We start from the raw sequence: 14,320 nt of genomic DNA on the forward strand, positions 1-14,320 counted from the left end.
CGCGCTACACGCTTTTGTCCAGCCCGTTGGAGAACCCGCGCATGACCCGTGCCGCAGACCTTGTCGAGACCGATGCGAGCGAGCGCATCGGTGAAGAGCTGATCCAGTTGCTGCACCGCGCTGGCTCCTCCGAGGAGCTTGCGGCCTGCCTGGCGCGGGTGGAGTCGCTTGCCGAGGACGCGGCCCGCAAGCCAGACCTTCTGGAGCTGGTGCGCATGGCGATGGCCATCCGCAACCGCCTGGACCTGCAGCACCAGCGCGAGAGCGGGATGCTGGCCGTCATCGAGTCGGCGCGCGACCTCTCCAGCCGCCTGGACCTGCCCGAGCTGCTGGCCACGGTGGTGTCGCGGGCCCGCCGGCTCCTGGGGTCGCAGGTGGCCTGGCTGTCGGCCTACGACGCGGGCCTGGACGCCTTTCACGTGCTGACGGCCGATGGCGCGCTGTCGCGCGGAACGGGCGAGATGCTGGCCGGGCGCGACCTGGGCATCGTGAGCGTCGTGGTCCAGACCCGGTTGCCGTTCACCACCGCCGACTACCTGCACGACACCCGCTTCCCCCATGACCCGCAACTGGACGTGACGTTTCGGGAGGAGGGCATCGCCGCCGTGGTCGGCGTGCCGCTGCTGTGGGAGGACGAGGTCATCGGCCTGCTCTTCGTGGCGGACCGCTACCACCGTACGCACACCGCGCACAACATCTCCATCCTCAGCACCCTGGCAACGCATGCGGCGGTGGCCATCAAGAATGCCATGGCGTTCGAGCAGACCCATGCGGCGCTGCGCAGTGCCGAGATGGCCCATGCGCAACTGGAGCGGCATGCCCTGAGCGTGCAGGCCGCAGCCGAGGCGCATGACCAGATGACCACACTGCTGGCCAAGGGCGCCACGCTGGCCACCATCTGCCAGTCGGTCGCGCAGATCATGCAAGGGGAGGTGCTGGTGCTCGACGAGGTCGGACAGACCATCGGTCGCGGCGCAGCGGACAGCTACCAGGGCCAGGGTGCCAGTGCCTACCGGCCCCATGGAGAGCACAGCGACGCCCTGGCGCGTGCGCTGGGGGGCAGCCGCCGCATCGGTCGCTCGGTGGTGGCCTACGAAGCGCTGGGCGAGACCTGCCGGCTCATCACGGTGATTGGCGGCAACGATGTGCTCGGCACGATGCTGCTGTTCAGCGGGGCGGCGCTGGATGACGTGGCGATACGCACGTACGAACGGTGCGCGAGCATCGTGGGCATCGTGCTGCTGTCGCGAGAGCGCGCCGAGGCCTCGCAAAGCCGTGATCTGTCCAGCCTGTTGCGCAGCCTGCTGTCACCCCGCCAGGACGACTTGCACCTGCTCAGCGATCGCGCCGAGCGGTTCGGCGTGGACCTGTCGCGGCCCACATCCCTGCTGTTGCTGGAAACGCGCGCCCCCGAGACCGGTTACCTGGCACGGTGGCTGCGCTCGGCGCAGGTGCTGCCGCACATCCTCTTCGATGAAGTCGACGGTGTGCTGACCGTGCTGTGCGCCACCACCCGCGCAGACGATGTCCGGCGCACCATCGACAGCGCGGCCCGGCAGCATTTCGGGGCAGGCTTCCTCGGCGTGGTCTCGCGCCCCATCGCGCAGCCTTCGGAGATCCCCGCACTCCACGCATCGCTGCGCCGTGCGCTGCCGGTGATGGCGCGCGTGGGCATGCGCGGGGCCCTCATCGGCCAGAACGAGATGGCGCTGTACTCCACGCTGTTCGAGACGCACGACCAGGCCAGCCTGCATGCCTATCTCAAGAGCACCATTGGTGCCCTCGTCGCCTATGACGACAAGCGGGGCTCGGAGCTGGTGGCCACGCTGCTGGCCTACTTTGATTGCAACCAGAATGCCAAGGCGGCAGCCGAGCGGCTCGGCATCCATGTGAACACCATCCGGCAGAGGCTGGCGACCGCAGAAGGGCTGGCCGGACATTGGGGCAACGCGCTGCGGGCGCTGGAAATCCATGTGTCTCTGAGGTTGTGGGTCCTCAGTGGGCGTTCCGTGGGGGATGTGCCTTCTGCGGATTTGCCTTCAACCGTATAACGTCGTTGTTCTACGATCGAATGCAAATCCGCACTGAATGCCGGCGGCCCGCATGTCCTGCGGCACGACCGTGAGTATCGATGCTGCACACCGCACTGCGGTTCCGTAGTAGCATGGAAGCGCCGCAGCACCAGCGGCTTCCTCCCCTCGTGACCATCACGAGTTCAAGCCCGCCTCCATACGGGCTTTTTTCCGGGTGGTGCATGGGTGGGTTGGGCGGCTCAAGGTCGATCTGCAGTGCGCTCGACCTGTGCCGCGCAAGGCAGAAGCAAATTTTTTGGCACCGAAGTTTGCAAGCCCCAAAAATGGCGCTATAATTTGAGTCTTGCTGATGCAGTCTGACGGTAACGACAGGCAGTACAGCGAAATGCGGGAATAGCTCAGTTGGTAGAGCGCAACCTTGCCAAGGTTGAGGTCGAGAGTTCGAGACTCTTTTCCCGCTCCAGATTCAAAAAGGGAAGCTTAGGCTTCCCTTTTTTCTTGGCGTTGCGATGCGGTGGCTGCGAGGGCCGTTTTGTGACCGGATGCGACAGGGCATTGCACACCCGCACGGCCCACGCTACGCTGCCGTGCAGGTCCGTACCGTGTACGCGCCCCCGCTGGCAGCCGGCGCCCCGATGGTGAAATTGGTAGACACTGCGGACTTAAAATCCGCCGCTTTCCTGAAAAGGGGCGTGCCGGTTCGACCCCGGCTCGGGGCACCAACACACGTATTTCAATCTCCATGTTCTTCCCTGCAATGGGGAAAATCGTTTGAGATCGAGGACTTGCATCGGGTCGGTGATGGCCGGAAGGCCTCTCCCCGTCACAGCGGTTTGCCGCACCACACAGGCCATATGTACACAAAGGTGCCGGCGGGCTCCAGGGCCTCGAACAGCACGCGACCGTCTTCTCTCACCATGAAGCGTTCGAAACCGCTGTACCCGCCGTAGGAGTTCTTTGCATTGACGTTCCCGCACAGCGAAACCTGGGGCGCGTCGGAGGTGTCGGACAGGCTCAGGAACTCGCCTTTCACCCTGGCGCTTTCGGGATCTTTCAGGTTCTCGATCATGAGCTTGCGAAGTCGCTCGATCTGGCGCTTGTGGGTGGGTTGGGCTTTCCCTGCGGCGGCCTTGGCCGGGTCCGCAGCGAAGGCGCCGCAGCATCCGGCGGCAAGGGTCAAACATACCAGTGTGGCGGGCAATGTGCGCATGGGTTGGCTGGGAGGATGGGGTGATTGGCAATGGTGCGCAGAAAGATACCAAAGAACCGTGGCGAATTTCTGCCAACCCTGTGCAGAGCACCTGCGTTGAGCACATCGCCTGATGCCCTTGGCGCCATGAGAAAATAGCGCTATCGTGGGGCCGAAAGGACGCGCCAACGCAGACAAGGCCCCATTTTCCCCAAAATCCAGGGCAAGCCAGTAGGCATGAGGCTTGCCGACCCCGGTTCCGGGCACCATTACGATTCGAAAAATCATGTCAAGTTACAACGCACCCTTCGAAATCCACGTCCACGGACAGGTCCAGTTGCGCGCCGATGCCAGCTTCGAACAGATCCAGGAGGCCTTGAAGCCCTTGTGGAAATACGCTGGCGCGCGTTCGCTGGCCGATGGTGCTGCCAGCGCCTACGAGGAAGAGCCCGGCATCAAGTACGACTCCCAGGAGCACTTGCTGCAGATGTGCTGGACCGTGCGCGGCGACGAGGATTTCCGCCAGTCGCTCGATGAGATGTGCATGAGCCTCAACGAGCTGTCCGAACTGGGCGCCGCCATCGAGGTCACGTTCTACGACGCCGACTTCGATGAGGAAGACGATGGCGAAGAGGGTGCCGAGTCGCGCGACGACTTCCTGATGCTCTTCGTGGGCCCCACGCCCGCGGCCATCATGCAGGTGCAGCGCGACCTGCTGGTGCAGGACGTGGTGAACATGATGGAACGCCATTTCGATGGCGCCGAACTCGGCGGCGTGGTGGCCGAGATCGACAAGCTGTTCAGCCAGCGTTTCGACGCCCTGGTGAACTCGCTGGAGATCGGCAAACCCCCGCGCGGCCCCGGTGGCGGTGGTGGTTCGGGCGGCAGCGGCCATGGGGGCGGTGGCCGCCGTCCGCGCCACCTGCACTGATCGAACCTGCAGCTCCCCTGCATCCACGGGCCCTCCGGGGCTGCGGGAAATCTGGCGCCATGACGACGACCGCCCCTGTACTGCTGCCCTACCTGCAGTCCTACCCTGCGCCCCTGCAGCAGCAGGCCCGTGACCTGCTCGCCCAGGGCCGCCTGGGTGCTGCGTTGCTGCGCAAGTACCCCGAAGCCCATGCCGTGCGCAGCGACAAGGCGCTGTATGACTATGCGCAGGAGTTGAAGTCGCGCCATCTGCGCAATGCGGGCACCATCAACAAGGTGCTGTTCGACAACAAGATCCATGTGGTGCGGCATGCCCTGGGCCTGCACACCACCGTGTCACGCGTGCAGGGCAACCGGCTGGCCACCAAACATGAAATCCGCATCGCCGCGATGTTCAAGCAGGGGCCCGACGAGTTCCTGCGCATGATCGTCGTGCATGAACTGGCGCACCTGCGCGAGAAGGACCATGGCAAGGCCTTCTACCAGCTGTGCCAGCACATGGAGCCGCAGTACCACCAGTACGAGTTCGACCTGCGCCTGTACCTCACGCATGTGGAGCACTCGGGCGAGCGGTTGTGGGGCGGCAGCGAGCCGGGCTGACGGGCCGCTCGCCGGGCCTCACCTGCCACGGCGGGAGCCAGCGCCGTCAGCTCATTCCCACTTGCAGCGTTCCGGGGCCGGTACCGGTTCGGGCGCCGGTGTGTTGCTGTCGCGGTTGAAGTCGAAGCCGGTGATCACCACCAGCCGGCGGTAGCGCTGCGAACCATCGGCCATGGGCTTGGCAGGGGGCGTGCCGAAGGGGGCCGAGGCCTGCACGACCTTGAGCATGTGCCCGTCCAGCGCGGGGTCTTGCGATGACTGCAGCACATCGGCCTGGATCACCGCGCCGTCGTTGGCCAGGGTGACGCCCACCACGCCCTGGCCGTAGAGCCGCTTCCCGTCCTTGCTCGGAAAATGGCGGGTGCCGCAGTCTTCGATGCGCCGCTTCATGCGCGCATAGTAGGTCTTCATGGGCGCGCTCATCTTCGCGCCGGGCGATATGTACAGGTCCCGGGGCGGATTGGCGCGGCTTTCGATCTCTGCAATGCGGGCACGCAGCCGTTGCTTGCGCACGGTCTCCGGCATTTCTGCGAGCTGGCGCTTGAGTTCCCGGATCAGCTCGCGCTGGGCCTTTTCCAGGTCGGCGAGTTGTTCGCTCTGGCCTGGGGGCGGTGGTGCAGCGGGCGTGGGCAAAGGGGCCGTCTGCGCCGCAGCGCAAGCGGCCACCAGCACTGACGCGAGGGCCAGGAGGTGCTGTCGAATTCGCATGCTTTTCGTCGTGTCCAATCGCAAATGGGCGTGCAGCCCGGTCAGGCCGCGCTGTGTTCCGTGGCCTGCGAGGCGATCGCCACCGTCTGGCACGATGCCGCAGGCAGCTCCAGCCAGCGCCGGGCAGCCGCCTGCAGCTGGGGCAGGCCACCGGTGGTCAGCAGCAGCACACCCGGCGCTTCGTCGGCCGATGCGCCGGCGAGAAGGCCTGCCTCTTCGAGCAAGCGCCGCGTCTGGCGCGCCACAGGCTCGCCGGTCTCGATGAAGCGCACCTCGGGGCCCACCAGCGTGCGCAGGTCGCGCTCGGCAAAGATGTAGTGGGTGCAGCCCAGCACCAGGGTGTCGATGGCACCGGCGCAGGTGCCAAAAGGGCCCATCGCGTCGATATAGCGTTCGCACAGTTCCCAGGTCTCGGTGCCTTGGGGGCTGGCGGGCACGGGCCGGTCCACGCTGCGTTCGATGGCATGGGCCAGGCCATCGCAGGGCTGCACCACGAACTCGGCCTGGCCCTGCAAGCTGGCCAGGAGCTTGCCGAATTTGGCGCTGGTCAAGGTGCCGCGCGTGCCGATCACCCCGACGCGCCCGGTGCGGGTGGCGGCCAGCGCGGGCTTGATGGCCGGCTCCAGCCCCACCAGCGGCAGCACCGGGTAGCGGCTGCGCACCTCGTGGATGGCGGCCGCCGTGGCCGTGTTGCAGGCCACCACCAGCGCCTTGATGCCATGCTGCTCCAGCAGGTGGCGCGTGATGGCATGCGTGCGCGCGCCCACATAGGCATCGCCGCGCTCGCCGTAGGGCGCATGCGCGCTGTCGGCCAGGTAGACAAAGCGCTCGTGCGGCAGCTCGGCGCGCAAGGCCCGCAGCACGCTGAGGCCGCCCACGCCGCTGTCAAAGACGCCGATGGGCTGTGAATTCGGGGAGGTCATTGCGGGAAGGGACGGGGCGGGCGGTGGAAAAGAAAAGCGTGCCGAGCAATGTAACTCCACCACGCCTGCCGCGCACGGTGCGGGTATGAATACCTGTTGTTGGGAACCAAGAAAAATCCCCCGGCCGTGCCTGGTGCACTGCCGGGGGATCGTGGTCTTGGCCGGGCTCTTCAGCCGGCGCCGTCAGCCGGTCAGGCCGCTGCTACCTCGATACCCCGGAACTCGCCGGTGGCAATCCGCTTTTGCCACTCCGCCGGCCCGGTGATGTGCGCGCTCGTGCCCCCCGCATCCACCGCCACCGTCACCGGCATGTCCACCACGTCGAACTCGTAGATCGCTTCCATCCCCAGGTCGGCAAAGCCCAGCACCTTGGCGGTCTTGATGGCCTTGCTCACCAGGTAGGCTGCACCACCCACGGCCATCAGGTAGGCACTCTGGTGCTTCTTGATCGCCTCGATGGCCACCGGCCCGCGCTCGGACTTGCCGATCATGGCGATCAGGCCGGTCTCGGCCAGCATCATCTCGGTAAAGCCGTCCATGCGCGTGGCGGTGGTCGGGCCGGCCGGGCCCACGGCCTCGTCACGCAGGGGGTCCACCGGGCCCACGTAGTAGATCACGCGGTTGGTGAAGTCCACGGGCAGCTTCTCGCCCCGGGCCAGCATGTCCTTGATGCGCTTGTGCGCGGCGTCGCGGCCGGTGAGCATCTTGCCGTTGAGCAGAAGCGTGTCGCCGGGCTTCCAGCTGGCCACTTCTTCCTTGGTCAGGGTGTCGAGGTTGACCTTCTTGCTCTTGTTGTAGTCCGGTGCCCAGTTTACGTTGGGCCACAGGTCCAGCGAGGGCGGGGTCATGTACACCGGGCCCGAGCCATCCATCACGAAGTGCGCATGGCGCGTGGCCGCGCAGTTGGGGATCATGGCCACGGGCTTGCTGGCCGCGTGGGTGGGGTACATCTTGATCTTCACGTCCAGCACCGTGGTCAGCCCGCCCAGGCCCTGCGCGCCGATACCCAGGGCGTTGACCTTGTGGTAGAGCTCCAGGCGCATCTCCTCGACCTTGTCGAGCTTGTCGCCGCGCGAGGACTTGGCCTGCAGCTCGTACATGTCGAGGTCGTCCATCAGGCTTTCCTTGGCCAGCAGCACTGCCTTCTCGGCCGTGCCGCCGATGCCGATGCCGAGCATGCCCGGTGGGCACCAGCCGGCGCCCATGGTGGGAACGGTCTTGAGCACCCAGTCGATGACGCTGTCGCCGGGGTTGAGCATGATCATCTTGCTCTTGTTCTCGCTGCCGCCGCCCTTGGCCGCGACGGTGATGTCCAGGCCGCTACCGGGCACGATCTGGGCGAAGATCACCGCAGGCGTGTTGTCCTTTGTGTTCTTGCGGTCGAACTCGGGGTCGGCCACCACGCTGGCGCGCAGGGTGTTGTCGGGGTGGTTGTAGCCGCGGCGCACGCCTTCGTTGATGGCGTCTTCCAGGCCGCCGGGGAAACCCTCCCAGCGCACGTCCATGCCCACCTTCAAAAACACGTTGACGATGCCGGTGTCCTGGCAGATGGGGCGCTGGCCGGTGGCGCTCATCTTGCTGTTGGTCAGGATCTGGGCGATGGCGTCCTTGGCCGCGGCGCTCTGCTCGCGCTCGTAGGCGCGCGCCAGGTGGGCGATGTAGTCGCTGGGGTGGTAGTAGGAGATGTACTGCAGCGCAGCAGCAACGGACTCGACGAGATCGTCGTACTTGATCGTGGTGGTCATCGTGTTTCTGTCGTGGGCGGAACGGGTGCGTGTCTGTGCACGCTGGCTGCCGCCTGGGACGGCGCCGGGCGTAATTATCCCACTGGGGCGTTTGCTACCTGGTACGTGTCTTTTCGTACCCCTGGGCTTGTGGAAAATTTGCAGTTCATGACTGTCCGCGTGCCACATCAATGGCTGCAGCGGAGTAAGGGGGCGGGTGCATTGACAACCTTCCGATTGTGGGACCCATTCGGCTGTGGCAAAAACCAGGAGGCATCCGCAAACAAGGTGGTTAGGATGCCTGTCGTCCACAACAAAACGGAGGGCAGGCTTTGAAATTCTTCATTCTTTCGGCGCTTCTGGTCGTTGCCATCAGTGCCCGTGCGGAAACGGTGCAGGTCAAGTACAACGGGGCCGTTGCACTGGACGCCTTTGCTTGCTCAGCGGTGAACGAGGGTAGTGATGTGAAGCGTATCTGCTACGACAAGGCGGAGCGCTACATGCTCATCCAGTTGAAGGGCACCTACTACCAGTACTGCTCCATCGACGCCACGACTGTACAGAACCTGCAGAGCGCCAGCTCCAAGCGGCAGTTCTTTGAGACGCGCATTCGCGGAAGCGGATCTGACGGTCCGTTCGGCTGTCGCACCAATCCGGTCCCCAAGAAGTACAAAGGCTAGGCGGAGCGCATGCGGGAGAGGGGGAGCAGCGCCACATTTTTTTCATGAGTTTGTGAGCGTTTCAACAGCAACTCCGCCTGCTCGTCCTTAGTGAGCACACGCTTGATGAACGCTTCTTGCTCGCGCAAGCTGGCTAGCTGCTCCTTAGCGTTCGTCAGCGCATTGGTGGCAGCGTTGTGGTCGTGCTCGGCCATCCTGAACGCCAGCTCTCCTTGCTTGCGTTCGTAGTGGGCTTTGAGGGCCAGCGCAGCGCCGAACTCACATCGACTCCACTAGCACAGCGAGCCTGAATAGGCTCGCCCTTCAAATTGCATCACCCGACTGCTTGGCTGCAAGCTTGGCCGCCTTCTTTGCGTTCCGTTCTGCTTTGGACTTCTCGTTCGCCCTTTGCTTCGCGAGTTGGCGCACTCCCTCCACAAGTTCTTTTGGGACGGTTACGTACTTGACCACCTCATCGATGATCTGGGGATTCAGAAAGAATGCCGAATTGCCTGCTTCCCAGTCCAGCCGCATCTTCACGCTCTTTCGCCGAGACGGACCGAAGAACAGGTTGTTCCAAATCAGGGCTTCACGCGCTGGGTGATCCTTTTTCTCCAAGATTTTTTCCAAGACACCTGCCTGAATGCGCGATCCTTTTTTGTAATTCTCTCTTGCTATTCGAATGGTATCCAGCTCATGAGCCAGCATGTTCTCTGATTTTCCGTCTTCTCCATTGATATCGTAGTCCAATGGACGGCAGTACATTCGAATTTCCCAAACTGCACGATCAAATTGAGCAATGTCAAGCGGCTCAATATCATATGAGAGGAGGTAATACCGATCGTCTGCTCCGCTTTCTTCGAGGTTTTTAATGAACTTCAAAGTCTCATTCGTAAGCTTTATTTCAAATTTGCCGCGTTGCCTCATTCGCTCAATTCCTGGAAGCACGGTGTGCGTATCCACGCGGTTGAGTAGCAGGATGCCTTTTACATACTTTTCCAAGCAGTGCAAAGCCGACCATCTGTAGGGCTGTATGAGCCGCGCGCGACAAGCCATCCGAGCAGTGATGTAATCTTTGTCTGCAGTCTCACGAAAGCTTCTCAGCGCGAAGTCGTTCACTAGAATATGCATAGGGTAGGGCATATTTATCCTCAGAGTAGTTGGTTCGACTGCTTCCGTGGGTACTTAAGGACACTCTGCATAAACCTCGCGGATCGGTGGTAGTGCGGATCGGGATGGGCCGCAAGGCGCCTTCTTGCAGCCGATAGCAGGGCTATTGGCAAGAGCAGCAACGCAGCGGACCGCCAGAGTCCGCGCTGCCAACGGCCGCAGGGATTTGTGCAGAGGGTCCCTAACGTGGTAGGGCAGGATTTGCCGAATGGTTGTTTATTTTTCAACAGATCTTCAGACGGTGCAAAGAATTCTCTATCCGTGCTAACTACCCGAGGCATTTGAGCTTCTTTGTCCCAAAGGCTGCCCTTGCAAGGCTCTGCTGCATCGAGACGCTGGCTGTCGAGGTCCATGGAGGGTGCAATCAACCAAGTCTGCGGCCAGCGGTCAAACTAGCACTCGTCTCATTCATGGCCCTCGACCACGACCATCATATCGTTGCCGCGCTTCCGTGGCTGTGCGTCCGTGAGAACGGGCCGAAGGAGTTCACATGCTTGGAAAATACAGTTTTCCGATGTAGTCGCTGCTCTGCAATTTGGTGTAGACGCTTTTAGCGTGGCGAGCTTTGGCGACACTTGATGCGCCACTGGTCGCTTGAGTTCCCAGTTCAAAGTTCTACACTAGTGCGAAAAATTCATGAATGGGGTGAATCGTGGGTCCTATAACACTCTTCGACAAGTCGTTTCTGCAGTCCCTGTCACTGGACGAGTCTGTTTGGTTTGATCATTTCTTTCTTGCTGTGATTTGCCCATTGTTTTACGTCGAGACGCTGGCCGATCTAGCGAAACAACGACGAGACGGCACTCGTAGCCCTGAAGATGAAGTTCGCGTCATCGCGGACAAGACCCCTGTCATGTCTGGCGCCCCTTGTATCCATCATGGGCAGCTTTGCATTTCAAATCTACTAGGATTTCAGGCCCCTCGCCTCGGGCAAATTCCGGTCGCTGGCGGGCGACCTGTCCGTGGCGCGGACGGGAAACCCGGAGTAGTTTTCAAGAATTCGCCGGAGGCGGATGCCTTCAACCGATGGCAAAAGAAGGAGTTTCATCAGATCGAACACGAAGCCGCTTTTGATTGGCGCTCCATGCTTTCCCAGTTAAATCTTCCGGAAGTCGCCGGGCGGATGCGAGCGCTGGGAATCACTCCTCAAACCTGCAAAACTGTCAAGGATGCGGCTGGACTTGCAAAAGCACTTGTTCACTCCCGCTTTGAGCCGGAGCAACAGATAGCGCTACTTTTTTCGTTTGTGAATGTTCCTCATAGTCTGCAAGGGGAGATTGTTCATCGGTGGTCCCAAGCCGGTTTTCCATCCCTCGCGGTGTATGCTCCCTATGCAGCGCACGTCTTGATGGTCGAGATATTTTTCCAGATTGCATTAGCTGCAAATATAATTTCCTCTGCACGTCCGTCAAACCGAGTGGACATTGCTTACCTTTTTTATCTACCGTTTTGTCATGTCTTCGTTTCCGGGGATAAACTTCATAAGCTCTGTGCTCCGGAGTTTTTGACTGCGCAACAAGACTTCGTTTGGGCTCCAGATCTCAAGAGTGACCTAGCGCGAATAAACCACGAGTTGATGGCGACTCCGGAAATGGAGCGTGAGGTCGGGCTGCACAAATTCGCACCTCGTCCGCTTGGCGATGACTCCAACTTGAGCGTCGCCCTGTGGAACAGGCACTCACCTTCATCTTCCGAAGAGGCCAAGATGCGGATGTCGCCCGAAGCCGAGCAGAACCTAATTGAGCACCTAAAATCCTTTACTCAAGCGCCCACAGCCCCTGATGTTGCGAGCGTTCCAGCAGATGAGTTGAACAGTATTTCCATCGAGCGCCTTGTTCCAGCGAAGAAAGGCAACTGGTGGCTTATTCCGAAAGAAATTGCAGACTCTGAGGGTGCCAGGAGAGAGTGAAGTAGAGTCGAGGCTAGGCGTTGAACGGCAGATCGTGCCCCCGTAGCCTTGCAACACAAGGGCGAAGCCGCAGGAGACCACGAACAGGCGGGCGTTTGTCTGGGGGTCGGCCCGTGCCAGTAGGTGGAAAATTTCTTTGTAGATTTGGCAATCGATGCGAGCATTGCCGTTGTTGCCGCAGCTAACCCAGGGCCGCAGAAGAGGTCGATCAGCGGGCAGCTGTGATGTATCCCGACAACCCTGACCTTCTACTTGTCATGGAGCCTGTTTGGGAGCAGAAAGACTCTTCTGTGCGTCTTCAGCCTGAACCAGTTGCTGTGTCGCCATAGCCGAAGCCGCGGGGCGCTTGACGTGCCGGTCATAGGTGTAAGCTGCGACGCCCAGCGCGGTTCCACAGGCTGCAATCAATGCTGCCACGCCACGGAGCAGAGCGGGCATTTGCTGCACCTTGTGGCCTTTCAACAGGATCTCAGGCGGTACCCCTGCATCCACGTAAGGCTGCAGGGGCGAGGGCGGGTGAGCGGGTTTGCGAGAGGTATTGGTGGCCATAGGTGGACTCCTTGGCCGAAATTGTAGAAGGCACCAGAATCATCTCTGCGCGAACGACGCTCTCCAGCGGTGGACAACCCGCTTGTTCTAGTAGGTTGATGAGCGCACTATCAGGCCACCTACCAACCTCGCCTCGCCGTTGACCGTTCTTCAAAGCTACGTGATCGAGGGTGCTGCTTTTTTGGGGGATTCGCCAATCCTGGGGTTGCCCGCCAGAGAGTAGCTTGTAGGAAACCGTTCTGTGTGTCTGCGCGTGGCGATAATTTCTAAAGCTATTGCCATTTTTATTTATCCTGGTATGGGATTTTTATCGCTCCATGTATTTAAAGTCAAGAAAATATTAAATAGGTAGAAGGTTTTCAACCCCAGCACATATTAACTTCTTTTAAGGAAATTTCTTGGAAATTGGTAAATTGGCCGCGCTGGCCGCGCTGGCCGCGCTGGCCGCTTGCCAAGCCGCATGTGCGATATTTATTCCGCGCAACCCAAAATGCATTCACATCACCGCGAATTCATGACCGTCCTGTAGTGCCGGCCGATTCCCAGTCACACTACCGGCCATGAACTTCCCCGCCACCGAACTCGCGTTTCTGGGCAGCGTGCTGGCCGAGGCCGCGCGCGCAGAAATCATGCCCCGCTTCGCGCGCCTGTCTGCGGTGGACCGCCGGCAGAAGACTTCGGCCTTCGACATCGTGACGGATGCCGATGAAGCCGCCGAGGCCGCCATCCTGTCCGCGCTGAGGGCACGGCATGCAGGCGCGGCCTTCATCGGCGAGGAATCCGCCGGGCGTGATCCTTCGCTGCTCGCCACCATCGCCACGGCCGACCTGGCCTTCATCATCGACCCGCTGGACGGCACGAAGAACTTCGCCTCGGGCCTGCCGCTGTTCGGCGTGATGGCGGCCGTGACGGTGGCGGGCGAGGTGGTCGCTGCCGCCATCCACGACCCCGTGCGCGCGGACACGGCCTTTGCCATCAAGGGCGGTGGCGCGTGGATGGAGTCGGCCGCTGGCGAGCGCGCGGTGCTGCAGGTGGCGCCGCCGGTGCCGGTGGGCGAGATGGAATGCGTGGTGGGCACCAACTTTTTGCCGGAGCCGCTGCGCACCCAAGTGAATTCCCGGCTGTCGCGCCTGGGCATGAGCACCTGGTTTCGCTGCGCGGCGCACGAGTACCGCCTGGCAGCCGCCGGCCATGTGCACGCCCTGTTCTACAACCGGCTCATGCCCTGGGACCATGCCGCCGGCTGGTTGCTGCACCGCGAGGCGGGCGGGTATTCGGGCCACTTCGATGGCCGCGGCTACCTGGCATCCCACACGACCGGCGGGCTGGTCTGCGCGCCCGACCAGCGCAGCTTCGACGACCTTCGCGCGGCCTTGCTGGCATAGCCTCCTGGCGGGGCGGGATCAGGCGGGCTCGTCCTCGGTACCGGGCTCTTCGCTGTCTTCTTCGGGGTACATGTCGGCATCGACATCCACCAGGGGCTCTGCGGGCAGGTCACCATCAGTGTCGTTGTCGGACGCGAGGGATTCCATGTGGTCGGGCAGGATGTCGCGCGCTTCGCGGTGCAGGCCGGGCTCGACGCTGGCGCGCTCCCCGGTGCCGTAGCGGTCGGTGTCCATCTCGGGGTCGGCGCTGTAGACGCCAGCGCTGTCGCTGCCCGAGTCGGACGCATCGCTGGGGCCCATGCTGTCGTTGCCGGTGGCGCTGTGGGTGGGCGGGAGGTTGTCGGCATCGATGCCGAGCAGGCTGCTGTTGGCCATGGAAGTCTCCGATCTGGCTGGGTGCGCACCGGTCAACGGGAGTCGGCACGGCAATGGCGGTGCGGCCACTGTGGTGCCATGGTGCGCGCGCCCTGCGCTGCGCGGTGTAAGAACATGCCGACGATTGCTACCGATGGTCACGGCCAGCGTATGTCTGAAAAGGCGC

General features: G+C 62.2%; 14 protein-coding genes and 2 tRNA genes. 8 read left to right on the forward strand and 8 right to left on the reverse strand.

The genetic code is table 11. The features are described from left to right. Positions 1-41 precede the first annotated feature (41 nt). The 3 genes from AC0IZS_RS19405 (at position 42) to AC0IZS_RS19415 (ending at position 2,755) form a co-directional block, all read left to right on the forward strand. Positions 42-2,051 (forward strand): helix-turn-helix domain-containing protein, encoded by a 2,010-nt coding sequence (locus AC0IZS_RS19405; protein ID WP_471637104.1) that lies wholly within the window; start codon positions 42-44, stop codon positions 2,049-2,051. 369 nt (positions 2,052-2,420) lie between these two features. Then, positions 2,421-2,496: transfer RNA gene (locus tag AC0IZS_RS19410), tRNA-Gly, on the forward strand. Positions 2,497-2,662: 166 nt separating this feature from the next. Further along, positions 2,663-2,755, forward strand: a tRNA-Leu gene (locus tag AC0IZS_RS19415). Positions 2,756-2,856: 101 nt separating this feature from the next. Here the strand turns inward: AC0IZS_RS19415 and AC0IZS_RS19420 are convergent. Next, positions 2,857-3,243, reverse strand: coding sequence for a hypothetical protein (locus tag AC0IZS_RS19420; RefSeq protein ID WP_471637105.1), 387 nt, complete (start codon positions 3,241-3,243; stop codon positions 2,857-2,859). A 265-nt stretch (positions 3,244-3,508) separates the two neighbouring features. Between AC0IZS_RS19420 and AC0IZS_RS19425 the strand changes: the two genes are divergently transcribed. Together AC0IZS_RS19425 and AC0IZS_RS19430 are read left to right on the forward strand one after the other, a co-directional pair. After that, positions 3,509-4,153 carry a DUF6806 family protein gene (locus tag AC0IZS_RS19425; RefSeq protein WP_471637106.1) on the forward strand — a complete coding sequence of 215 codons (645 nt, stop codon included), beginning with the start codon at positions 3,509-3,511 and terminating at the stop codon, positions 4,151-4,153. 59 nt (positions 4,154-4,212) lie between these two features. Continuing rightward, a complete protein-coding gene (locus AC0IZS_RS19430; RefSeq protein WP_471637107.1) occupies positions 4,213-4,752 on the forward strand; it encodes a M48 metallopeptidase family protein in 540 nt (179 codons plus the stop codon). A gap of 51 nt (positions 4,753-4,803) precedes the next feature. Here AC0IZS_RS19430 and AC0IZS_RS19435 read toward each other — a convergent pair whose 3' ends face one another. The 3 genes from AC0IZS_RS19435 to AC0IZS_RS19445 all read right to left on the reverse strand — a co-directional run bounded on the left by AC0IZS_RS19435 (position 4,804) and on the right by AC0IZS_RS19445 (position 8,128). After that, positions 4,804-5,460 (reverse strand): TonB family protein, encoded by a 657-nt coding sequence (locus AC0IZS_RS19435; RefSeq protein WP_471637108.1) that lies wholly within the window; start codon positions 5,458-5,460, stop codon positions 4,804-4,806. 41 nt (positions 5,461-5,501) lie between these two features. After that, a complete protein-coding gene (gene murI / locus AC0IZS_RS19440; protein WP_471637109.1) occupies positions 5,502-6,383 on the reverse strand; it encodes a glutamate racemase in 882 nt (293 codons plus the stop codon). Positions 6,384-6,574: 191 nt separating this feature from the next. Next, positions 6,575-8,128, reverse strand: coding sequence for a fumarate hydratase (locus tag AC0IZS_RS19445; RefSeq protein WP_471637110.1), 1,554 nt, complete (start codon positions 8,126-8,128; stop codon positions 6,575-6,577). Positions 8,129-8,439: 311 nt separating this feature from the next. On the opposite strand from AC0IZS_RS19445, the gene AC0IZS_RS19450 reads away from it, so the two are divergent. Further along, positions 8,440-8,787: a KTSC domain-containing protein gene (locus AC0IZS_RS19450; RefSeq protein WP_471637111.1), complete on the forward strand. Its 348-nt coding sequence runs from the start codon at positions 8,440-8,442 to the stop codon at positions 8,785-8,787. Here AC0IZS_RS19450 and AC0IZS_RS19455 read toward each other — a convergent pair. After that, on the reverse strand, positions 8,784-8,981 hold the full coding sequence (locus AC0IZS_RS19455; RefSeq protein WP_471637112.1) for a hypothetical protein: 198 nt from the start codon (positions 8,979-8,981) through the stop codon (positions 8,784-8,786). The two genes, AC0IZS_RS19450 and AC0IZS_RS19455, sit on opposite strands and share 4 nt — an antisense overlap. A gap of 109 nt (positions 8,982-9,090) precedes the next feature. Continuing rightward, on the reverse strand, positions 9,091-9,885 hold the full coding sequence (locus AC0IZS_RS19460; RefSeq protein ID WP_471637113.1) for a HEPN domain-containing protein: 795 nt from the start codon (positions 9,883-9,885) through the stop codon (positions 9,091-9,093). Between the two features lie 703 nt (positions 9,886-10,588). Between AC0IZS_RS19460 and AC0IZS_RS19465 the strand changes: the two genes are divergently transcribed. After that, positions 10,589-11,845 carry a hypothetical protein gene (locus tag AC0IZS_RS19465; protein WP_471637114.1) on the forward strand — a complete coding sequence of 419 codons (1,257 nt, stop codon included), beginning with the start codon at positions 10,589-10,591 and terminating at the stop codon, positions 11,843-11,845. Between the two features lie 255 nt (positions 11,846-12,100). Here the strand turns inward: AC0IZS_RS19465 and AC0IZS_RS19470 are convergent, their stop codons facing one another. Continuing rightward, entirely contained in the window at positions 12,101-12,394 is a 294-nt protein-coding gene (locus AC0IZS_RS19470) for a hypothetical protein (protein WP_471637115.1), read from the reverse strand. 560 nt (positions 12,395-12,954) lie between these two features. On the opposite strand from AC0IZS_RS19470, the gene AC0IZS_RS19475 reads away from it, so the two are divergent. Continuing rightward, entirely contained in the window at positions 12,955-13,779 is an 825-nt protein-coding gene (locus AC0IZS_RS19475; protein ID WP_471637116.1) for an inositol monophosphatase family protein, read from the forward strand. A gap of 18 nt (positions 13,780-13,797) precedes the next feature. On the opposite strand, the gene AC0IZS_RS19480 is transcribed toward AC0IZS_RS19475, so the two are convergent. Continuing rightward, complete coding sequence (locus AC0IZS_RS19480; protein WP_471637117.1) at positions 13,798-14,154, reverse strand: hypothetical protein; 357 nt, start codon at positions 14,152-14,154, stop codon at positions 13,798-13,800. Positions 14,155-14,320 lie beyond the last annotated feature (166 nt).

The sequence above is a fragment of the Acidovorax sp. AC410 genome (assembly GCF_979253235.1).

Coding starts and splice junctions, on each gene's coding strand:
- AC0IZS_RS19430 (WP_471637107.1), top strand. CDS start 4,213: ATGACGACGACCGCCCCTGTACTGCTGCCCTACCTGCAGTCCTACCCT.
- AC0IZS_RS19420 (WP_471637105.1), bottom strand. CDS start 3,243: ATGCGCACATTGCCCGCCACACTGGTATGTTTGACCCTTGCCGCCGGA.
- AC0IZS_RS19405 (WP_471637104.1), top strand. CDS start 42: ATGACCCGTGCCGCAGACCTTGTCGAGACCGATGCGAGCGAGCGCATC.
- AC0IZS_RS19445 (WP_471637110.1), bottom strand. CDS start 8,128: ATGACCACCACGATCAAGTACGACGATCTCGTCGAGTCCGTTGCTGCT.
- AC0IZS_RS19480 (WP_471637117.1), bottom strand. CDS start 14,154: ATGGCCAACAGCAGCCTGCTCGGCATCGATGCCGACAACCTCCCGCCC.
- murI (WP_471637109.1), bottom strand. CDS start 6,383: ATGACCTCCCCGAATTCACAGCCCATCGGCGTCTTTGACAGCGGCGTG.
- AC0IZS_RS19475 (WP_471637116.1), top strand. CDS start 12,955: ATGAACTTCCCCGCCACCGAACTCGCGTTTCTGGGCAGCGTGCTGGCC.
- AC0IZS_RS19425 (WP_471637106.1), top strand. CDS start 3,509: ATGTCAAGTTACAACGCACCCTTCGAAATCCACGTCCACGGACAGGTC.
- AC0IZS_RS19455 (WP_471637112.1), bottom strand. CDS start 8,981: ATGGCCGAGCACGACCACAACGCTGCCACCAATGCGCTGACGAACGCT.
- AC0IZS_RS19470 (WP_471637115.1), bottom strand. CDS start 12,394: ATGGCCACCAATACCTCTCGCAAACCCGCTCACCCGCCCTCGCCCCTG.
- AC0IZS_RS19435 (WP_471637108.1), bottom strand. CDS start 5,460: ATGCGAATTCGACAGCACCTCCTGGCCCTCGCGTCAGTGCTGGTGGCC.